A 23,469-nucleotide genomic window follows, 5' to 3' on the forward strand; every position below is an offset into this window, starting at 1 on the left:
AAACGTTAGAATGTACATTGCAAACCGAAAGAGAAAGTACGGCTACTTGGATAAGAGAACATATCCACTCCACGACGTGAAGAATCGCTACCGAAAGAGTTAACATCCGGGTCAAACCAACTATAGCCAGAAATCGTAAATACATTGCTTACAGAAACATATAGATTCACTGATTCTATCCCTTTGAATGAAGGTATCCATTTATAACCCAAATTAATATTTTTCATTCTGAGATAAGATCCGTCTTCTACGTAGCGATCAGACAATTTCATAGTTCTACCATAACCAGCATAAGCTTTTGGCCATTTCGCAATCGCTCTGTTCTCTGGAGTCCACCGGGTATTATACATTTCTTGTGGAATATTACCGATACCGCTCATAGTTACTTCCATCAAGTTAGCATTGAAGATATCACCTCCCACGCATCCTTGCAGAAAGAAACTCAAAGAGAAGTTCTTATAAGAGAAATTATGCGTCATACCAAATGTAAAATCAGGATTGGTATCTCCAATAATCTGACGGTCAGCGTTTGTAATACCGGCTACACCATCAAGATCCTTATATTTCACTTCACCAATCATAGCTTTACATACAGCATCCGATTCATTGGCATAGAAAGGATCTGATCTCACCTCTGCAATGTTATCATAGAATCCGTCTTCTACAAAACCATAGATTGTACCAATCGGCAATCCATTACGTTGCAAGAAAACATTATCAGCTTTACTCCATCCTTGTGCAAACTGGTCACCGGGAAGTCCACTAATCTTATTACGGTTGAAAGAGATATTTGCATCGAAATCCCAATTAAAATCCTTTGTAGCTACTGCATAGAACTTACCGGAGATCTCAAGACCCTTATTAGTTACATTGCCAAAGTTCGTAGTCATGTTAGAAAAGCCTGTACTTTGAGGAATCTGTATATTCTGCAACAGGTCTGATGTCTTCTTATAATAAAGATCAACTGTAAAGTTTACTCTATTCTTAAAGAATCCCATATCCACACCCACATTATACTGACTGGTTGTTTCCCATTTTAAATCCGGATTTGCCGGCCCTCTCCAAGTTAGATTGGCAAAACCACTGGCAAGCGCACCATTAATAGGATAATTGGCCACAGTCAAATAGTCGCGTGTGGCATAAGCACCAATAGCCTGATTACCAGTCTGACCATAACTTGCACGTACTTTCAGGTTACTGAAGATATTCAGTCTCTTAATAAATTCTTCTTCCGAAGCACGCCATGCAATAGCACCTGATGCAAAGTTCGACCATTTATTACCGGGAGCAAACTTACTGGAACCATCGCGACGGAAAGAAGCAGTGAACAGATATTTGTTCATTAAACTATAATTGACACGTCCCAGGAAAGAGACCAAAGAAGTCATGCCTCGCCCACTAGTCGGCTTACCCGGATTAACGGCCGCACTCATATCATAATCTTCTGTTATATCTTGCGGAAAACCGGTGGCAGTCATGGCTTTATTACCATAATCACCTTTTTCATAAGAAAAAGCAACCACTGCATTCAAAGAGTGATTCTTATTAAACTCTTTGTTATAAGTAGCCATTGTTTCGAGTACCAGATTCTTTGCCCAGTTATCAGCTTTAGAAGCATAACCGTTCACCGGGTCTTTACCCTCCACTGTCTCACGGTTATAATACACATTACGTTCGTTTCCATTATAAGAGAAACCTACATTCTGGCGAAGTTTTAAATCTTTAATTGGAGTAATTTCCAGATAAGAAGAAGAGAAGAACGTATTAGTAGTCAGCTCATCCTTTGCTGCACGTGTGTAAACATACGGATTGGAAGAGAACCAATTTAGCTGAGAATTATTTGTTTCATCATCCAAAGGAGCAGTCGCAGGATAGAACAGGGTTCCACGAATAATACCATCACTTACTGAGTTTGTCTTTGCCAGCTTATTCAATGAATTGGTAAAACTCATATTGGTCCCGATTTCAATCCATTCGTGCACTTTACGAGCTACATTTGCACGGAATGTATAACGTTTATAACCAGAGTTGTTAATAATACCTTCCTGATCCAATATGTTACCGGAAATTGCATAGTACCCTTTATCACTGGAACCACTAACACTCAAGTTATATTCCTGAGAAAGAGCAGTCTCAAACACTTCATCCTGCCAATTCACACTTGGATACTTACCATTTCTGTAATCGTCCGGGCCCGGAGAGTATACAGCTTCTCCTGTAGTCGGATCAACTGTAGATGTTCCCGGATAAGGAATCTTTTCATTCGCACCATCATACTTATTAAACATTTCCGCAGCTTCATTACGATACTTAGCATACGTATAGCCATCCAGCATATCCATCTTCTTCACCACTTTTGAGATTCCGAAATTAGCACTGAAACTAATATTATCTTTCCCTTTAGCACCGCGTTTTGTAGTAACCAGTACCACACCGTTGGCACCACGGGAACCATAGATAGCAGTAGCAGAAGCATCTTTCAGGATTTCAATAGATTCAATATCTGCCGGATTGATGGCAGAAAGCGGATTGGTAGTTTGGAGCATACCATCTTTACCGGTCCCCGGAGTACCACTTGTTGTGAAAGGAATACCATCCACAATATAAAGCGGTTCTGTAGATGTAGAGAATGAGTTTGCACCACGGATCTGAATACTTACACCTGCTCCCGGAGCACCATCGTTCTGATTAACCTGTACACCGGCAATACGCCCCTGCAAGCTTTGATTGATACTGATCGGATTGGTTTTCATCAACTCATCACTCTTAATACTGGTGACCGATCCCGTTAAATCACTTTTCTTCATCGTACCGTAACCAACTACCACGACTTCATCAAGTAATTCCGTGTCCTCTGCCATTCTTACATTCAGAGTTCTCTGTCCAGGTTTCAAGGTTATCGTTTGTTCCTTATAACCTATACATGAGAAGACCAGCACATTTTTCCCTTTAGGAACATTCACGCTATACCGACCTTCCGTATCAGCAATGGAACCTACCCCGGCATCCTTAATCAACACATTGGCTCCAATCAATGGAGAACCATCGTTAGCATCAGTAATAGTACCGGTAACGATGGACTCCTGAGCCATCACATGACTACTCATTAAGAGCGTCATCAGAAACAACATAATGTTTTTCATATATAACACTGATTTAAAATAATAAATTCTTCAACACTGCAAATATAGCTGCCGTCTCTATGATAAACAAGTACAATTTTATCATTAACTAATACTATTCCGACACTATACAATAAGTATCTGATTAGAAGGTATAACCCATTCAAACGCGCTATACAAAACGAGTTGAAGAGTTTTTTACCTAATATCGTTAAAAGTTAAATTAATACATCTCAAGAAAAGCATTCCTATATTATATTATCCAAATATAGGATTAAAAAGTATCATATCGCAGACTATAAATTATCCATTAAAACAATCTTTTCCCCTAGAAACAACACCTATATCCTGACTCAACTAACCTTATTCTACCTTTATTTCAAAATTCCTATTTATTCCTTTCGATAACCCTTCCTGACCACCTCCTACAAACAAGGAATATTTCCCCGGAAGCATCTTCCATATTCCTTCCTGCCATATAGAAAGCTGGCGGGGAGCAATTGTAAAAGTAACCGTTTTATTTTCACCCGGTTTCAGATCCACTCTCGCAAAAGCCACCAATTTCTTTAACGGGAAAGTATAAACCGGAGTATTTTCACGGGAAATATATACCTGAACAACTTCTTCTCCTGCTACATCACTTATATTTTTAATTTCAATAGAACATTGCAAAGTACCATCCTGGCGAACCACATCATCACTTTGCAAATGTGTATACTCAAAGTTCGAATAACTTAAACCGTGTCCGAATCCATAAAGAGGCTTACTTGACAAATATTGATAGGTACGCCCTTTCCAAATATCATAATCCAAAATATCCGGTAACTGCTCTTCCGATTCATAAATAGTCATTGGTAACTTACCCGACGGATTTTCCGAACCAAACAAAATGCCAGCTAAAGCCTTACCTCCCTCTTGTCCCGGATACCAAGCCTGAAGAATAGCAGGGACATGCTCTGCAGCCCATTTTGAAGTTAGCGGATTTCCTGTGTGGAGTATCAAGGCAGTACGAGGATTCACTTTATAAATTTCTTTTAGCAGCAATTCCTGTGTCATAGGTAAATAAATGGAAGGCAGATCACGATTTTCACGAGCCAACTTTTCGTCATTTCCCAAAGCAACCAATACTAAATCCGCCCCAGATACAAATTCTTTCACCTTATCTATCTGATCTGAATTTCCAAAATCAGAAACCAACATACAAGCAGCAGCACCTGTCTTATTTATATATTCTATCTTGACCGGCATTTTTCTGCCTGCCTCAAACGAAGCCTCTACAGAATAAAACTGTAAGCCACGAGCATTCCATTTATCCAGAACTAAACGATCATTCAACCAAATACGCACTCCGCCATCAGCATACATTCCAATAGTATGTTTACCACTTACCGGAGCTTTCAGATATCCACTCCATCTGACAGAATAATTATTTTTAGTTAAACGTTCATCCGGTGTACCATCTCCCCAGTCAAAACCCACAGTCTTATCAATTCTTGAAAACAAAGGGATATCACTCAGACTGTGCCCACTTATATAGTCGGCAGTAAGTCCTTGGCTTACCCCATCAGAAGCCACCAAATACTCCGAACCAACCGGAGAAATCACAGAAGTGCCTTCCATGTATGAAACCTTCACTTTTTTACCTACTAAATCTTTAACACCTTGTAGCAAAGAAACATTATGAACAGGTTTCCCGCTATATCCTCCCAGATAATTATTATCAGCAAATGGACCGACGATAGCTACAGAACGTATCTTCTTCTTGTCTACAGGCAAGAAGTCATTGTCATTCTTTAAAAGTACTATAGATTTAACTGCAGCTTCATAAGCTAACTTCCCAAATTTTTCTCCTGCAAGTAACTTTTTATCATAATGATTATAGGGAACAAGTTCAATAGGGTCGAATTCACCTAATTTAAAACGTGCTGTTAATACACGATTCAAAGCCTTATCAATGGCTTGCTCTGATACCAATCCCATTTTTACAGCCGCTACCAGTTTCTCGCGATAGGTTCCTCCACATTCCAAGTCACAACCACTATTTATACCTAAAGCAGCAGCTTCTTCCAGTGAATTTACAACCCGGTGCTGCCAGTTCATGACTCCAATAGCTCCACAATCAGAAACAACAAATCCGCCAAATCCCCACTCTTTTCTCAGAACATCTCCTAATAACCAAGTTGAGCCACTCGGAGCCACCCCATTAAAGGCATTATAAGCAGTCATTACAGATTGTGCATCCGCTTCCTTTACGCATGCCTCATAAGCCGGAAAGTAATATTCATACAGCTGCTTGGTGGGTATCTGTGAAGAACTGGAGAAACGGTCATTTTCCTGGTTATTGGCAACAAAATGCTTTATTGTAGCAACTGTCTTCAGATAATCGGGATGATCTCCCTGTAATCCCTTCACAAAAGCTACACCTAAACGGGAAGTTAAATAAGGATCTTCACCATAAGTTTCCTCATTCCGTCCCCAACGGGGATCACGGGCCATATTAATAGTAGGAGACCAGTAAGTAAGCCCCTTTCCTATTTCCAAATATTTCAAGCGAGCCTCTGTAGAGATGGCAGAAGCTACTTTCTTAATTAATAAGGTATCCCAGGTAGAAGCCAGATTAATAGCCTGTGGAAATACAGTCACTTCACCCGCACGAGCCACTCCATGCAGGCATTCATTCCAATAATTATATGAGGGAAGATTCAGGCGCGGTATGCTATCTGTTTCATTAGAAAGCTGAGCCACCTTTTCTTCAAGTGTCATCTTACTGATGAGATTTTCTACACGTACAGATATAGGTTGAGATAAATCGCCAATAATTCTCTCCTTTATTCCACGCACTTCCACTTTTCCACTTGCATTGAAAGCCGGGCAATCATCACATCCGCCATTATCCTGGGCTTTCAATGAAATATTTACTAATATAAATGCTCCAACTAATAAATACTTTCTCGCTTGCATATTTTCCAATAGATTAGAGTATATTTTTCTATTTGCAAATGTAGCGATATCCTAATACTCTAACTGATATTATTTTATCCTTTCATTGTACAATTCATCGTTGAATAAGAAAAAGCATCTTTTAAGGATAAAATAGACTATACGCCAGATACGAAAAGTACAGAATCAGATCACTATCTTCTTCTTTCTATAATTCTCCCGGAACTCTTTCGGCGAACAATCCTTCTTTCGTTTAAATATCCGGTTGAAATTGGACAAGTTATTAAAACCACAGTCATAACATATCTCAGCAATCGTATGTGCAGAATCTACCAGCAAACGTGTAGCAAAGCCAAGACGAATATCGATGATATAATCAGAAAGTGTCTTCCCCGTACGCAACCGGAAGAAACGGCTGAATGAAACGGGCGTCATACCCACCATATCCGCCAAAGTATTCAAACGAATATCCTCCTGATAATGATCAGCAATATATTTCTGCACTCTTTGCACACGACGACTATCCGAAAAGGTCTCTATCTTAGCAAAGGAAGAACTGGATAACACTTTCGCATCATCATATTGCGACAGTTCATAAAGTATTCTCAGGAAATGCATCACTGCATAGAAACCTTGTTCTTCCGAAGCCAGTCGATCCAACCAATTATATACTTTCATAATGGCCTGCATCGGGAAACTAATACCGCACTGAGCTTTCTCCAGCATACAACGAATACTGTCGAACTGGTTCTTATTCATAAAGTTCTTGAAGAATAAGTCGGGCGAGAACTGAATTGTAATCTCACGAATTTCTTTTGAGCCACATTCATGTTGTTCCCACACATGTTCCAACTCTTTGCCGGTTATTAACACTAAATCATAATCTCCGATAATTTCAGCAGAGTCTCCTACTACACGGCGGACACCGGCTGCATGTTCAGTAAAGTTGAGTTCAAACTCAGCATGACAATGAATAGGATAAGTAAATTCAGTTTTACGACGATCGGCAATATAAAAACAATCGCGGTCGGACAAGGGGGTAATTTCCCTCATAATGTAATTTGAGTTTTCCATACTGACTGGTTAAAAAAGTATCATGTCGCAAATATAATCATTCTTTATTAATACAATAATAATAGCACTTATTTTATTTATCATCTCCGCAACATCTACGTTTTCGGCATATTTCATTAATAGATATAGAATATCCGTCGCATTTCACTACACTTTTTGACAAGGTAGACCACTCTTTTTCCAATAGAATTACCTACTTTTGTGTTCTCACTTAAACTCAATAGCATGATAAACCCCATTTATTCTCCCGACAGCAGTCGGTACGACAACGGTATGAAGTATCGCCGTTGCGGACGAAGCGGCATATTACTGCCCGAAATCTCATTAGGTTTGTGGCACAACTTTGGCGACGTTAATACTTTTGCTAATTCACAGGCAATGGCACACCACGCTTTCGACAAAGGGATTACCCATTTCGACCTTGCCAACAACTACGGTCCTTCCTACGGCTCAGCAGAAGAAACTTTCGGAATGATCATGAAGAAATCGTTCATGCCTTATCGTGACGAACTATTCATTTCCACGAAAGCAGGACATGATATGTGGCCCGGCCCTTACGGTGAATGGGGTTCCAGAAAATACTTGATGACCAGCCTAAATCAGAGCCTGCGACGCATGAATCTGGATTATGTGGATATCTTCTATTCACACCGTTATGATCCGGACACTCCATTGGAAGAGACTCTGCAAACCCTCGTAGATATTGTGAGACAAGGAAAAGCCCTGTACGTCGGTATTTCCAAATATCCGAAGGAAGCTGCAGAATTTGCCTATCGCTACCTGGCAGAAAGAGACGTGCATTGCCTGCTTTATCAGGGAAGATATAACATTTTCAACCGAGAACCGGAAGAAGAAGGTATCCTGCAACAAGCTAAAGAAAACGGTACGGGCTTCATTGCTTTCTCTCCTCTGGCACAAGGTTTATTAACGAGCCGTTACCTGAACGGTATTCCCGAAGACTCGCGCATTGCCAAAGGTGGTTTCCTGAAAAAAGAGGCATTGACTGACGAAAAGCTGAAGAAGATAAAAGCCCTGAACGAAGTTGCCACGCAACGCGGACAAACTCTTGCAGAAATGGCTCTGGCATGGTTACTGAAAGATGACATGGTTACCTCAGTCATAATCGGAGCAAGCTCTATAGCCCAACTGAATGACAACCTGCAAGGCATAAAGAATACGAAATTCACTGCAGAAGAAATACAAAAGATCAATCAGATATATACTCTGAAATAAGCAGATAATAAGGAACTGTTTACCCAAAGGCAGATAAATCCGTTCTCATAAAGTATTCAACGAGCGTTTCCACGAAAGGGAACGCTCGTTTCCATTAAGGGCCCCAATACATAACTTTTCAACAAGGTACACACCAATACTTACCGAGAAATCTCCCTTTTTTAAGATTTTCTTCCTCAAAAGCACAATTTTAACATACCCCTTTCTGAACCTTTTATTTTTTATCTTGTTCATGTACCAAAAGCCTGAGGTACCAGGGCAGGATTTTTATATTTAACCTAAACATTATAAAAGTATGAAGAAATTAATTCCCCTATTATTGGTGGTCTTGACTTTCGCAGCCTGCGAAAAAGACCCTGACACGGATAAGCTGGACAACAAATATCTGGTTTATACCAACTATGACACGAAAGCTGACTTCAAAGCTTTCCAAACGTACTACATGCCGGACAGCATTCTTATCATCGGCGATAAAAAAGAAGCCGAATATTGGAAAGATGAAAGCGCTCAGGAAATTCTGCAAGCCTATGCTACCAATATGAATAATCGTGGCTTTGTCCGCGTAGACGACCGTGAAGAAGCCAACCTCGGTTTACAGGTCAGCTACATCAAGAGCACTTACTACTTTAATGACTACGGACGTCCCGAATGGTGGTGGAACTATCCAGGTTATTGGGATGCACCTTACTGGGGTAACTGGGGCGGATGGTACTATCCGTATGCTGTGACTTATACTTATAGCACAGGTTCATTCATTACCGAACTCCTCAATCTGGAAGCTACACAGGGTGAAAAAGAAAAACTGCCCGTACTCTGGACAAGCTATATGAGCGGATTGCTTAGCGGTTCTACATCTGTAAATACTAAACTGGCTATTGAAGGTGTAAACCAAGCTTATACTCAATCTTCATATCTGACTAATAAATAATTAGTAGTAAGTAGTTAAGTCGTTTAAAACAATAACAAGTATGAAAACAATAAAATATATTTCAATGAGAGTACTGGCGGTTGCCGCTCTGGCTCTCGTCTTCGCCATGCCGGCAAAGGCACAATTGACCGATAACGGTTATGCTAATATCGATTGGCAATTCAACTTCCCCCTGAGCAACCATTTCGCTGATAAAGCCAGCGGATGGGGTATGAGTTTTGAAGGTGGTTACTACGTAACTCCGAACATTGCTCTCGGTGCTTTTCTTGCTTACCATAGCAACCACGAATACTTCGGACGCCAGACACTTCCGGTAGGTGAAGGCGGTAGCATCAATACCGACCAACAGCATACACTGTTCCAGTTGCCTTTCGGTCTGGCAGGTCGTTATACCTTCGACCGCGGTAGCGCTTTCCAGCCTTATGTGGGTGTGAAAGTAGGTCCTCAGTACGCTGAAATGAAATCAACTTTCAATGTTTACGAAGCCAACAAGAGTACTTGGGGTTTCTATGTATCACCGGAAATTGGTCTCAACATTTACCCATGGGCTTATGGTCCGGGTTTGCACATTGCCGCTTACTATAGCTATGGCACGAACAAGGGCGACTTGTTCACTTATAGTGTAGATGGCTTAAGCAATTTCGGTCTGCGTCTGGGTATTGCATTCTAACATAATTTGCATTGCAACACAGATAAGTTTGACTGGTATTAATTGATTGTTTCAAGACGTGAAAAAGGGAGTAACCGGCCGCGTGAGCGGGGGGCTATTCCCTTCTTCTATATATAGCTATTTTAACGCCTGATACATCACTTCCTGTATTCGTGTACGGATATCCATCTTCATCAATTTCGTATTCCATACATCCGGATAAATACGATTGCAAAGGAAAACGTAAACCAGCCCATTCGTCGGATCAACCCAGGCACAAGTACCTGTAAATCCGGTATGCCCATAAACAGTGGCAGGCGTAGCCGTAGCACAAGGACTCTTTGCCGGATTCTGCCGGTCAGGTTTATCGAATCCCAGACCACGACGACTGATGCGGGATACAGTAGTAGTAAATACACGACAAGTTTCCGGACTCAAATAACGCTTACCATCCAACTCTCCCCCATTCAACAACATTTGATAAATTTGAGCCACTTCCGTTGCATTGGAGAATAGACCGGCATTCCCTGATACACCACCTTGGAAAGCTGCCGACTCATCATGCACGAAGCCTTGAAGAACGGTTTTCCGCAAGAATGGATCCACCGAAGAAGGTATAATTTCTGCTTTCGGTATAGGAGTATGCTTGCCGGATACAATACCTGCATATGCTGTTCCTGCCGTAGCTGCACCCTTCAATGGCAAATACCCCGTACGTTTCAACCCCATCGGAGCATAAAACTCCTGCTCCAAAAAAGCATCCATCGACATGCCCGTACGCGCCTCAACCAATTGCTGCAACAGGATGAAACCTACACAGCTATACCGATAACGGCGATCGCGCAACGGTGCCTTCACAATCGTTTGTTGATAGACTTCTTTAAAGGAACGATTCAACCATAAGCTATCGGCAACTTGTAAGGTATGCTCTGCCGTCCGCACTTTAGAAGTCAACCCTTTCTGGAACTTAAATTTCGGATTAGCCCAGGTACGAACCCCTATCTGTACAGAATGTGCAGCATCCGGTTTTGCTTTGAAAAGAGTTCCTCCGTAGCTCTCTTCATCGATAGCTTCCTGATAAAACAACAATGTAGAAGGTAATCCGGATTCATGCAACAACAACTGGCGGACTGTAATATCTTTTTTATCCGTATCTTGCAACCAGGGCAGATAGTCTGACACACGATCGGTAAGACTCAAACGTCCTTTGTCATACAGCTTCATAACAGCGAGCAATGTTGCCGTAGTCTTTGTCAGCGAAGCCAAATCATAAACATCCGTCGGAGATACCGGTAAAGTAGCGCCGGGGATATTGGTCGTAGAGAGTTTTTTGACAGAAGCACCCGGCCAGGTATGTGTTCCGAAAGCTTTATTATACATTTCCTTTCCGTCTTTCAATATCACAATCTGACAACCGGGATAAGCTCCTTCTTTAATGCCTTCTTTCGCTATTTCATCAATGCGAGTCAACAGACGGGAGTTCATACCATGTTCATCAGGCACAAAGTGAAGCGGTGTTTTCGGAGTAATGGTCCGTCCATCTCCCGTAGTAAACAAGTCACTGATACTTGCCGACAGGCGTCCGTTTGCCGTTGCATCGGCATATAGTATTCTGGCTACCTGACACTGTACATCATCATTCGATGAATGTGCAAGTACTACAGCATTAGCAGCCGATACCGCACGGCGTATCTGCAACATTTGCTTACCGGGTATAAAAAGCAGATAAGCTGTTGGAATATCAGGGACAAATTCCCCAAAGAAGGCCTGATAAGGCGCCAAGCGATGTTCCGTCACACAAACAAGGATACGTTTATACTGTGACAGTGAATCACGCAACTGCTTACGTGCAGCCACCGGTAACTCTTTTTTCAATTGAAAAACGGCAGGTACTCCTTTTGAACCAACAGGATTAATAAATCCGGAAAGCTCCTTCAGGAACGGTTGTATTTCTTTTGCATCACCTACATTGAGCACAGCCACTTCCCGGGTACCTACATCCAACGGAAGCACATCGTTTTTATTCTTCAATACGGTAATCGCCTCCTGATTCAGGCGCCGTATCAAATCACGAGTGTGCGCCGTATTAATACGATTACTTAACCCCGAAAGGCGAACAAAAGGTTTCTTTGATAGTCCGAGAGCATATTTATAAGTAAGTACCTTCCGGCACTTTGCCTCAATCTCCGCCTCTGTCAGTTCACCATTTTTCACGGCATCCAGTATAGCATCTACTTCTTCCTTAATCCGCCGGGGTACAAGCAACAAATCATTTCCCGCTTTCAAAGCCTGCAGGCAAATACTCGTGTTATTGGCAGAAACACCTTTCATAGCCAATGCATCCGTAAATACCAGCCCCTGAAACCTCATCTCTTGTGTCAGCAAATCATGCACTACACTACGGGAAAGTGAGGAAGGCACCCCTCGTTTCGATTCAAGTACCGGCACCTCCAAGTGTCCCACCATCATACCGGACAACCCAGCCTGAATGGCTTTCTTAAACGGGTATAACTCCACACTATCCAAACGTGCACGGGAAAAGGTCAGCTTCGGCAATGAATGATGCGAGTCCACATCCGTATCTCCATGACCGGGAAAATGTTTGCTCACGGAAAGCACGCCACCGTCTTCCAGACCACGGGCATAGGCTATTACTTTATCAGCCACATTAGCAGGATTTTCCCCAAACGAACGGGTATTGATAACCGGATTCTTCGGGTTGATATTCACATCCGCCACCGGAGCAAAGTTAACCTGCACACCAAGTTCCCGACATTGCCGGGCCATCTCGCGACCATATTCATAAAGCAGACTGTCGTTTTGTATGCAGCCCAGAATCATATTTCGGGGAAATACCGGTGTACCTCGCAAACGCATGGAAAGTCCCCATTCACCATCAAAGGTTATCATCAACGGAACATCTGCCATCTTCTGTGCTTCATTGGTCAGTATCGCCTGATTCTCCATCAATCCGCCGGAAAAGAGCAGACCGCCCACTTTGTAGTCATCCACAACTTTACGTAGCAAATCCCGGTTTGCCTTGTCTTGCTGAGGAGCAATGGTATAAATGAATAATTGTCCGATACGTTCTTTCAGATTCATCCTGTTGAGTACCGAATCCACCCACTGCCGGCATCGTTCATCATTGGAAACAGATCGTATCATAATAGGTTCAACAGAAGGTACAGGAGATTGTGGCGCCGGCAGATGGTGCGCCTGAGCATCAAAGCGGACACAACAACTGTATATCATCAAAAAGAATAGGAATAGTTTTTTCATCATCATTTATGCATTAAGGCTACCAAAGTTATAGTATTTCGAACACAAAGACACGGAAAATACAGAGTTTTTTGGACTAATTAGTAAAAAACGCTGTATTTCCCGTGTCTCCTGTATTTCTATGCCCAGACTATTTCAGGCTTTTATAAATCGCTTCTTGTATATTTGTACGGATATTCATCTCAGTCAGTTTTGTATTCCACACATTGGGACACAGACGGTTGCTGAGGAAAACATACACCGTTCCATGTTCAGGATCCACCCAGGCACAGGTACCCGTAAAACCGGTATGTCCGTAAACGGTATTGGTAGCCGAAGGAGCACAAGGACTGTTCTTCAAATCCTTCAAGTTAGGTTTGTCAAAACCCAATCCTCTGCGACTGATGGCAGAGGTCTCCGTAATGAACAAACGGCAAGTCGCCTCACTCAAATAACGTTTGCCATTCCATTCCCCCCCATTCAGCATCATCTGGTATATCTTCGCAACTTCCGTAGCTGTAGAGAACAAACCTGCATTACCGGAAATGCCACCCATACAAGCGGCAGTCTCATCGTGCACATAGCCGCATAAATCCTGACGGCGCAGGAAATCATTTGCGGCCGTAGGCATAATCTCTTGTTTGGAGTACCTTAATAAGGGCAGATACATGGTACGTTGCAACCCCATAGGTGCATAAAACTCTTTAGCCAGATAAAGGTCCATTGGCAACTTAACTATAGCCTCCACCACCTGCTGCAATAGGATAAAACCAAGATCACTGTACACATACCGCTTACTGTCCATATCACACCGGGCAATCTTTTGCAAGATGGTATTCTTGAAGTTCTTGTTCAGCCACATTTTGTCAGCTACATGCAAGTTGTAAGTAGATGATTCTTTTTCAGCGACCAAGCCTTTCTTAAACTTGAAGTTTGAGCAATAATAGCTATGTTCACTGACCTGCGTGCGATGCCACTCATCCACCCAACTTTGAGCATACGGTCCATGCACCGAATTCGGGTCAATGGCCTCCAGATAAAAACGAATATAAGGAGGCAGACCGGATTCATGAAGAAGCAAATCCTTTATTGTAACATTCTTCTTATTAGTATTTCGCAAGATTGGCAAATACTGGGACGCTTTATCCGTCAGCTTCAACTTACCCGTATCATAAAGTTTCATCACGGCAAGCAGTGTTGCAGTAGTCTTCGTCAAAGAAGCAAGGTCGAACATATCTGTAGGGCGTACAGCAGTGGTGTCTTTATCAGAATGAGTACCGAAACACTTATCATATACCGTCTGACCATCTTTCAACACCAGCACTTGACAACCTGGATAGGCTCCGGAAGCCAATCCACCCTTGACAATCGCATCGATACGATGCAACTCATTAGACTTCATTCCCAAATCTTCAGGAATAATATGTCCCGGTTTCATCCCCGGAGTAATCATACTTCCCTCACCGGCCTGATAGAGGTTACCGATACTCATGGAAAGCTTTCCCTGAGCAGGGACTTTAGCAAATATCACACCCGCTACATATTGCTGAATATCCGCTTCCGACGAATGCCCCAACACTACAGCACTGGCTTGATTCAAAGCCGGAACTAAAGGTTGCATCGCACGATAGGACGTAAAGAAAGCATATACGATGGGGGCGTGCAAATTCAATCCTGCCAGAAAATCGGCATAAGCAAGTGCATCTGTATCTTTACCTGATATGCTGATTACAACCCGACGATAATTCGCCAGTTTGCGTGCCAGTTCACGGCGTTCATCTCCGCTCATCTCCCTCGTCAAATGGAAACACTCCACAGGAACAGGAGATAATTTCTTCATTTCAGCAATGAAAATGCTATCTTTACCTTCTACCACACTCAGCAGTGCAATCGGAGCGTTGTCAACAGATGTCAACGGTAATACTCCAAAATGATTACCCAGCACCGTAACAGCAGCCTGGCGAAGTCGCGTTACCAGCGCCTTGGCTTCATCCGTATGGATACGATAACTCATTCCGCTAACCTGCAACTGAGGACGCGGCTGACGTAAGCCCAACAGATATTTATAAGTAAGTATCTTACGGCATTTCTCTTCCACAACCTTCTCCGAAAGAACACCGTCTTTCACCGCATTCAATACCTCCTGCACAGCATTTTCAGTATTATACTGCACCAGCACCATATCATTTCCTGCAAGCAAGGCCTTTGTAGTAACCTGGGGCACAGATGAAACTCCCTTCATATCCAGTGCATCCGTAAACACCAGCCCCTGGAATCCCATTTCATTTTTCAATAATCCGGTCACCACATTTCCGGAAAGTGAAGAAGCCGTGATAGCATCCGGTTCCAGCACAGGTACCTGCAGATGACCAACCATCACCCCACCCAAGCCGGCACGTATCATTTCTTTGAAAGGATACAGTTCCACACTATCCAGGCGTTCGCGGTTATAATATAGTGACGGTAATCCTTTATGCGAGTCCACATCCGTATCTCCGTGTCCGGGGAAGTGTTTGCTCACGGACAACACACCGCCACTCTCCAGTCCACGGCTATAAGCGACCACCTTTTCAGCCACCTTCTTCGGGTCTTCCCCGAAAGAGCGTACATGGATCACCGGGTTCAAAGGATTGGTATTGACATCCGCATCCGGTGCAAAATTCACATGAACACCCAGCTCACGAAATTCCCGTGCCACTTCACGCCCGTATTCATAAATCAGATGGTTGTCTTCAATACAGCCAAGTGCAGCATTCTTCGGGAAATAAGGCGTACCTTCCAGGCGCATAGAGAGTCCCCATTCACCATCGAAAGTAATCATAACGGGAACTTTAGAATTCTTCTGGGCAATATTCGTCAGTATAGCCTGCTCTTCCGGTGTACCTTCGGCAAACAGCAGACCTCCTATCTTATATTTCTTAACCAGATCGCGTATCTGTTTCTTCTTCTGTTTATCCACTTTGGCTGGAAAGGTGGTAACAATCAACTGTCCAACTTTTTCCTGCAGGTTCAAACCGGAATATACAGAATCTACCCACTGTTTGCAACGGGCATCTGCCGCTGAAGGAAGAAAAGGCGCTTCTGCCTGGGCATGAAGCAATCCTGTGCCACCCCACAAAAGGGCAGCAAACAATAAGAGAATAGGTCTCTTCATTTTTTACTATTTATTACTTAGATGATTGGGATATTTATTCTTCCGCAAGTGTTAGTTTCAACATACCAACGTAAATTCCACTTTTTCCGGTATGCATCACAGGTACATTCTGACCGTCTTTATTCAAGTAAACAGCCGGTTCTTTCATAAAGGTATGAGTATGTCCACCCAGAATGGCATCGATATGATTCGTTTTCTGTGCCAGTTCTTCGTCACAAGGAGCATTTTTAAGTTGATAACCGAGGTGCGACAAGCAAATGACCACATCACAACCTTCCTCATTCTTCAGCAAATCCGCCATTTTCTGTGCTACTTCTATCGGATCATTATAAACCACACCTTCACATTTATCAGCCTGCACCAACCCTTCCATCTTCGGAGCAAGACCGAATACACCTATCTTCAACCCATTGCGGTTAAAGGTAGTATAGGGTTTCACCAGACCTTCCAGCACCGTACCTGTTACATCATAGTTGGAACATACCACCGGGAAGTTTGCCATGCGGAACAAGCGTGCCATATTTTCCAAACCGAAATCAAATTCATGATTACCTATCGTCATGGCATCATAACCCATAAGGTTCATCATCTTTACTTCGACTTCTCCCTGAAACAAATTGTAGTAAGGAGTTCCTTGAGAAATGTCTCCGCAATCAAACAGCAACAGGTTGGGATTTATTTTACGCGCTTCCTTAATAAAGGTAGCCCGGCGCACCGTTCCACCCATACCGGCATAGCGGTCGGCAGCATTCACAGCAATGGGCTCAATACGACTGTGCGTATCACTTGTTTGCAGAATCACCAGTTGTTTGGTTTTCTGGGCAGAGTCAGGAGCTACCAGGCAGAGAGGTTCTACAGGTATCTCTTTGGTCGATTGCTGTGCAGATACCGGAAATAGGCAGCAAACTGCCATCAATAAAAGAATATATCGTTTCATAATTTATGATTTATGATTTATGATTTATAATTTATGCTCTTGCAGAACCCGGATTACTCATCTTTCACAGTTATCCTGCCTTCCATACGGGAAGTAATCTTCTTTCCGGCAGCAGTCTGTTGTTCCACATAGTCCATAAACAAACCACGCAAAGTAGCCCCATCCGGACATTCACGTTTCTCTGCTTGCGGCAGGGCAGTCATACCATCGTTTCCGTCTGCCAGGTAATCAATGGTAGCAATTGTATAAAGCTGTTCATCCTCTATCGGACGGCCTGCAACCGTGCCTTCCAATAGTTTTCCGTCTTTTGTTATCAGAAGCTGCATCCCACTGACACCTTGACCGTGACATGCTGCAATATTATTGAACAATTCTTTCAGATAAACTCCTTTCATGGTCAATACACAAAGAGAATTTTCGAAAGGCAATATCTCATAAATATTTTCGCAGGTAATAGGACCTTCAGTCAATACATTACGCAAGCCACCCATATTTATTAATCCCATATCGGCAGGCTTACCCAATACTTGTCCGGCTGCATTACGTAGAACATCCGCTACCAGATTAGAAAGCAGACTTTCGGGCGCTCCTTTGTCCATGCTTACTTCTGCAGTACCTACCACACGGAGCATGATACTGTCAACCTTCGCCTTATAGGGAGCAAGCAATGCCATCGCTTCAGCATCAGGATTTACATCCCAGGTAGAGTCGACCGCCACCATCGTACCCTCCGCCTTCGTCACCTTATATGCAGAACTACAAGAGCTTAGCAAGAATACAGCTACCAAAAGTACGGCAGGGATAAATTTCAAAGTCATTCTTTTCATTTCGTTTGTTTTTTAAATTGCTACAAATATAACGAATAGTCCTTTTTCATCACACCTCAATAGAAGAAAAAAAGAAGATACCTCTTCATTTTCAGGCATATTTTTTAATTCCCGGAAAGTTCTATATAAAAAAGGATTATTTTCACCCGTAGGTTGAAGTAAAGTGTTTCGGTACAGTAATGAATTAAAGATTGCTGGTAAATTCATTGTTAGCATACTGATAATCAACCAATAGCATTTACCGACAACTTACCGCAAGATGTAAAAGCATTTACTGCAGCATGTAACAGCCTTTACCGCTTATTGTAACGGGCTTTACCTCGGCATGTAACGAGCTTTACTTCGGCGTGTAAATGAAGTTACCGTGTGGGGTTGATAATAAACCGCCAAGACTTACGTTATTTATCAGGTAGATATACCTATATTTGAACTCCAGAAGTAATATAAAAGACAGATAAGTACATGGGAATAAGCACAGTAACCGATCAGAACTGGCACATAGCCCGCTACTCGGCAGAAGAAAAGGAACGCTGGGACCGCTTCGTGCGCCGTTCCAAAAACGGTACATTCATGCTGCAACGCGACTATATGGACTATCATGCCGAGCGTTTCCATGATTGTTCCCTGCTGATTTATTGTAACCAGAAATTAACAGCCTTACTCCCCGGCAACCTTTCCGGTGATTGTTTTTATTCCCATCAGGGACTGACTTATGGCGGAATACTCCTCTCCGCCTCTATCACCTTAATGCAAGCAAAAAGTGCATTCTGCACCGCCCTGAATTATTTACATACGGAGTGCGGTGTACAATCAATAGTATATCGGGCTATTCCGCACATTTATCACCGCTATCCGGCGGAAGAAGATTTATATATCCTCGTTCGCCTGGGCGCACAACTTACAGCACGTAGCATCTCATCCGTAATTCCACTGGACGACCGTCTGCCTTTCCGCACCCTGCGCCGTCGCCAATTAAAAAAAGCACAGGCCTGTGCACTGACAATCACAGAAGACGAGGACTTCGCCTCTTTCTGGTCAATATTGGAAGAAAACCTACATGAACGATATTGTGTTGCCCCGGTACATTCACTGGAAGAAATCACCCGACTGCACAAAAACTTTCCCCGTCAGATTTCCCTTTTCCGGATATGCGACGGAACTGAAACACTGGGCGGCTGTGTAGTATATGAAACCGACGAAGTGGCCCACGTGCAATACATCGCCGCTTCCACACAAGGAAAGAAATGCGGAGCACTCGACCTGCTTTTTCACCAACTGATATATAGCCGCTACGGACAAAAGCGTTACTTTGACTTCGGCATTTCCACCGAACAAGGCGGACAAATATTGAATGAAGGATTACTTTTCCAGAAGGAAGGTTTCGGTGCAAGAGCAATCATGTATGACGTTTACGAATTGAAATTATGATAAAGTATTTAGACCTGCAAAAGATCAATGCTTCCTTTGAGCCTGAACTGTCGAATGCCTTACTACGTGTTTCCCATTCGGGATGGTACCTGTATGGAGAGGCGACGGCCCGTTTTGAACAAGAATTCGCAGCCTACTGCGGTACAGTTCATTGTGTAAGTACGGGAAATGGTCTGGATGCTCTTACATTAATATTTCTTGCTTATCGTGAACTGGGAGTCATGGATGCCGGAGATGAAATAATCGTCCCTGCCAATACATATATCGCAACCATACTCTCTATCCTCCGTGCCGGACTGAAACCGGTGCTTTGTGAACCTGCCTTTGAAACATGCAACATAGACATCATCTATGCAGAATCACTGATTACCCCTCGTACACGTGCCATATTACCGGTTCATCTATATGGACGTTTAGCAGATATGCAAGGAATATACGATCTGGCTACCCGCTACGGACTAAAAATCATAGAAGATGCCGCACAGGCACATGGTGCCATCTGGAACAAAGGCTTACCGGGAAAAGGAAGCCCAGCTTTGCGAGCCGGTAATTTAAGTGATGCCGCAGCCTTCAGCTTCTATCCGGCCAAAAACCTGGGTGCCTTGGGAGACGGTGGTGCCATAACCACCCATGATGCCGAACTTGCCACCACCGCACGTTCCATTGCCAATTACGGTTCTACAGAAAAATATGTTCATCTGTACCAAGGCATAAACAGCCGATTGGACGAATTACAGGCAGCAGTTCTTTCCATAAAGTTATCTCGCTTAGATAAAGATAATGCCCGAAGGAGGGAGATAGCACAATCCTATAAAGAAAATATTGACTGGCGACGCTTGGGATTACAAAGTACTGTCCATACGGATCATATTAATGAAGCCAATGTCTTCCACATCTTCCCCGTCTTTTCTCCCCGCCGGAATGAATTGCAACGTTATCTGACCCAATGCGGTATTTCTACTCAGATTCATTATCCCATTCCACCTCATCGCCAGGAAGCGCTGAAAAAGGAATATGGAATGCAACAACTCCCCATTACAGAACGTATCCATAATGAGGAGTTAAGTCTCCCCATCTCTCCATTACTCACGAATGAAGAGACAGAGCATATAATAAACCGCATCAACGCCTTTATTTAGAAAGTCAGCACCTTATAATATGAAGACTTCGGTAACAGGTTCTCATCAAACAGAAGCGGATAATTACGCTGACGATTCCCCCAACGACGATCCAACCATGAATCGCCATCATACACATTCCAGAAAGTTACGTTACTAATCACATGCTTATAATCACGCATCACCCGGAACAACATATCATACTGGGCCACTTGTGCCGCATCCGCCTCAGGAGTCAGTTCCAACTTCTTACCCTCCTGATTTACACTGAGCTGTCCGCCTTGTTCCCGAGTGTTGATACGAACATCCAATTCAGTAATATGAATATTATCAACCACTTGTGAATAAAGTTCGAGAGCCTTTCTGAACTCATCTTCCGTAGGAGAAAGAACATTGTAGTGTCCTTGCATTCCGATACCGGAAATGGGTATTCCTTCAGCCTTCATACTCTTAACCATATTATAGATACGATCGCGCTTGGCAGGATTCGTTTCATTATAATCATTATAGAAAAGCAATGCTTTAGGGTCCGCTTCATGAGCATACTCAAAAGCCTTTTTAATAAACTCATCACCTGCAATCTTGTAATAGAGAGACTGACGGTAAGGAATCTCCGCTTTCGCATCATCTGTCATTGCTTCGTTCACCACATCCCATGCATAAACCACATCTTTATAACGATTGACGATAGTGTGAATATGAGTTCTCATTCTCTCAAACAACACTTCCTTTGAAACTAAATCACCTTTTTCATCATGGAACATCCAATCTCCGGTCTGAGCATGCCAAACCAGACAATGTCCCCGAAGTCCAATCTTATGGGCACGCGCGAAGTTAGCAATCTTATCGGCATTTTCCCAGTTCCATTTTCCCTCTGCAGGCTGTGTGGGTTGAGGTTTCATATCATTCTCCGCAGTGATGCTGTTGAAGTTAGAAGTAATCAATGCTATCTGTTGAGGTGAATTAAAATTCGCCATATTCACCGCACATCCTATAGTGAAATAATCAGCATAGGCATCCTTTAGATTATTCACTCGAATATCATTGGCAGAAGTTGCATGCAAACCTATCAGACAACCGGTAAAGCCACCGGCAACATTGGTTGAAAGAATATCACCGGACACGGTGTTACCCAGCAGCACGAAGTTAGTTCCATCCAGCGAATAACTAAAGTCATAATTATCCCCTACACCTTTCACCTGCAACCGGATTGGATTCTTCACATCCACCTTTGCACTTGCAAGAAGGCGGGTATTGCCTTTTTCAGTTTTCGCCAGCACCATATGGAAATCTTTATCTTGCTTCATCAGACCGAAAACATAATTAAAATTTTCACTCTGCACACAAGTGATACCTGCCAGGTCTTTCTCCGTTTTCGGAGTATAGTTCAAGGTAGTAGTAAATGAGAAGTTATTATGCTGCTGTCTGTAGAAAAGCGTCGAGGTTGGTTTCACTTCTTTTATGTTTACCGGGAACGGGGTGATTTGTAATCCTCCGTCCTTCAGAATTGAAATAAATTCTTCACGAGGACCTCTCAAACCAATCCAGCGGTAATCCAGTTGCGGAGATGTGAAGTTTTCGGTAAACGTAAAATTACCGTTAGGGAAATAGCCGTCTTTCCCGGTTTTATTTTCAACACCTGCAGGAGTCTTCAGCTTTGGCTCCATCGGGATAAGTCCGTTTTCAAAGACCGGGAATTCCCCCGACCAGTCTACCGGTAGGATAAATGTCTCCCGCCCGATATTCACTCTACCCTTTTCATTGGGGCGGATAGCCAGGAATACACCGTAGTACTTGCCATCAGGTCCCTCTACCAAATCAGCATGTCCCGCCCAATCTACCCTGTTCTTCCGGTTATGATCCAAATATCTCTGGCTCAAGATAGGATTGCTCGGAGCCGGAATAAAGGGACCTTTCGGGTTATCACTCACAAAGATAACTTCACTATGCCAGCCACCCGTACCACCTTCGGCACACATCAGATAGTAGCGTCCGTCTTTCTTATAGATATGGGGAGCCTCAATCCAGATAGGCTTTTTGGATAAATCCACGCCCCCGTTTACAATAACCTGATCCGTACCGGGAATCACCTGATCGTTCTCTACATCATACTCCCAGATCTTGATAACGCGGTGTCCGTTATAGAGTTCTTCGCTTTTCTTCGGCCCATCGTTATGAACCACGTATGCCTTACCATTGTCATCAAAGAAAATAGACGGGTCGATCCCATTAAATTTCAATCTAATAGGATCGCTCCATCCTTTGAAAGGATCTTTCGATTTTACTATGATATTTCCAAAATCACCGGCAAACTGGGTCGTAATCATATAGAAAGTATCATTATTGGGATTATACTTGATGGCCGGAGCATACACACCCGCACTAATACCCGTATCCTGTACTTTCAACTGTGAAGTACGGTCCAGTACATGGCCGATCTGCGTCCAGTTCACCAAATCTTTCGAGTGGAAAATAGGCACACCGGGAAACATGGCAAATGATGAACACACCAGAAAATAGTCATCCCCTTTCCGTGTTATGGAAGGATCGGGATAGCAACCCTGCAGAATAGGGTTATAAAACTCACCAGGCGACAGAGGATTCTCACTGTACACCAGATCATTGCCCTGATAGACCACCTGCGAGAATACCGGAGCACCCTTCACCTTTTTACCTTTAGCTCCCTGGCTAAATCCTGTTACTGAAAACATTGCCATACAAACTGACAACAAAATGATGCGCTTCCCCACAGAAAGCATCGATTTCATCTTTCTCATTTCTATATAAATTATCGATTTATA

The 23,469-nt window shown here is 43.0% G+C and carries 13 protein-coding genes; 5 read left to right on the forward strand and 8 right to left on the reverse strand.

The features are described 5' to 3' along the window. Positions 1–5: 5 nt before the first annotated feature. The 3 genes from DWW10_RS00380 to DWW10_RS00390 form a co-directional block, all read right to left on the reverse strand. Entirely contained in the window at positions 6–3,143 is a 3,138-nt protein-coding gene (locus tag DWW10_RS00380; RefSeq protein WP_022393958.1) for a SusC/RagA family TonB-linked outer membrane protein, read from the reverse strand. A gap of 342 nt (positions 3,144–3,485) precedes the next feature. After that, complete coding sequence (locus tag DWW10_RS00385) at positions 3,486–6,083, reverse strand: glycoside hydrolase family 3 protein (RefSeq protein ID WP_118420617.1); 2,598 nt, start codon at positions 6,081–6,083, stop codon at positions 3,486–3,488. A gap of 165 nt (positions 6,084–6,248) precedes the next feature. Next, positions 6,249–7,136: a helix-turn-helix domain-containing protein gene (locus DWW10_RS00390; protein WP_022393955.1), complete on the reverse strand. Its 888-nt coding sequence runs from the start codon at positions 7,134–7,136 to the stop codon at positions 6,249–6,251. Positions 7,137–7,361: 225 nt separating this feature from the next. On the opposite strand from DWW10_RS00390, the gene DWW10_RS00395 reads away from it, so the two are divergent. From DWW10_RS00395 to DWW10_RS00410, 3 genes are all read left to right on the forward strand, one after another. Continuing rightward, positions 7,362–8,369 (forward strand): aldo/keto reductase, encoded by a 1,008-nt coding sequence (locus tag DWW10_RS00395; RefSeq protein WP_118420618.1) that lies wholly within the window; start codon positions 7,362–7,364, stop codon positions 8,367–8,369. A 295-nt stretch (positions 8,370–8,664) separates the two neighbouring features. After that, a complete protein-coding gene (locus DWW10_RS00405) occupies positions 8,665–9,297 on the forward strand; it encodes a DUF4136 domain-containing protein (RefSeq protein WP_022393953.1) in 633 nt (210 codons plus the stop codon). A gap of 40 nt (positions 9,298–9,337) precedes the next feature. Beyond that, the gene (locus DWW10_RS00410) at positions 9,338–9,967 is read left to right on the forward strand and encodes an outer membrane beta-barrel protein (RefSeq protein ID WP_022393952.1); all 630 of its coding nucleotides are present in this window, start codon (positions 9,338–9,340) and stop codon (positions 9,965–9,967) included. Positions 9,968–10,084: 117 nt separating this feature from the next. On the opposite strand, the gene DWW10_RS00415 is transcribed toward DWW10_RS00410, so the two are convergent. The 4 genes from DWW10_RS00415 to DWW10_RS00430 form a co-directional block, all read right to left on the reverse strand. Beyond that, entirely contained in the window at positions 10,085–13,225 is a 3,141-nt protein-coding gene (locus tag DWW10_RS00415) for a serine hydrolase domain-containing protein (RefSeq protein ID WP_022393951.1), read from the reverse strand. Between the two features lie 130 nt (positions 13,226–13,355). Next, the gene (locus DWW10_RS00420; protein ID WP_022393950.1) at positions 13,356–16,358 is read right to left on the reverse strand and encodes a serine hydrolase domain-containing protein; all 3,003 of its coding nucleotides are present in this window, start codon (positions 16,356–16,358) and stop codon (positions 13,356–13,358) included. 34 nt (positions 16,359–16,392) lie between these two features. Then, complete coding sequence (locus DWW10_RS00425) at positions 16,393–17,295, reverse strand: bifunctional metallophosphatase/5'-nucleotidase (RefSeq protein WP_022393949.1); 903 nt, start codon at positions 17,293–17,295, stop codon at positions 16,393–16,395. Between the two features lie 53 nt (positions 17,296–17,348). Continuing rightward, complete coding sequence (locus tag DWW10_RS00430) at positions 17,349–18,122, reverse strand: 5'-nucleotidase C-terminal domain-containing protein (RefSeq protein WP_022393948.1); 774 nt, start codon at positions 18,120–18,122, stop codon at positions 17,349–17,351. A 462-nt stretch (positions 18,123–18,584) separates the two neighbouring features. Between DWW10_RS00430 and DWW10_RS00435 the strand changes: the two genes are divergently transcribed. Together DWW10_RS00435 and DWW10_RS00440 are read left to right on the forward strand one after the other, a co-directional pair. Next, the gene (locus DWW10_RS00435) at positions 18,585–19,550 is read left to right on the forward strand and encodes a GNAT family N-acetyltransferase (RefSeq protein WP_022393947.1); all 966 of its coding nucleotides are present in this window, start codon (positions 18,585–18,587) and stop codon (positions 19,548–19,550) included. Continuing rightward, positions 19,547–20,689 carry a DegT/DnrJ/EryC1/StrS family aminotransferase gene (locus tag DWW10_RS00440; RefSeq protein WP_022393946.1) on the forward strand — a complete coding sequence of 381 codons (1,143 nt, stop codon included), beginning with the start codon at positions 19,547–19,549 and terminating at the stop codon, positions 20,687–20,689. The genes DWW10_RS00435 and DWW10_RS00440 overlap by 4 nt, the downstream gene beginning before the upstream one ends. Here the strand turns inward: DWW10_RS00440 and DWW10_RS00445 are convergent. Continuing rightward, the gene (locus DWW10_RS00445; RefSeq protein WP_022393945.1) at positions 20,686–23,445 is read right to left on the reverse strand and encodes an endo-1,4-beta-xylanase; all 2,760 of its coding nucleotides are present in this window, start codon (positions 23,443–23,445) and stop codon (positions 20,686–20,688) included. The genes DWW10_RS00440 and DWW10_RS00445 overlap by 4 nt on opposite strands. Positions 23,446–23,469 lie beyond the last annotated feature (24 nt).

Origin of the sequence: Bacteroides intestinalis (assembly GCF_003464595.1) — a bacterium.
In the GTDB taxonomy this organism is placed as follows: domain Bacteria; phylum Bacteroidota; class Bacteroidia; order Bacteroidales; family Bacteroidaceae; genus Bacteroides; species Bacteroides intestinalis_A.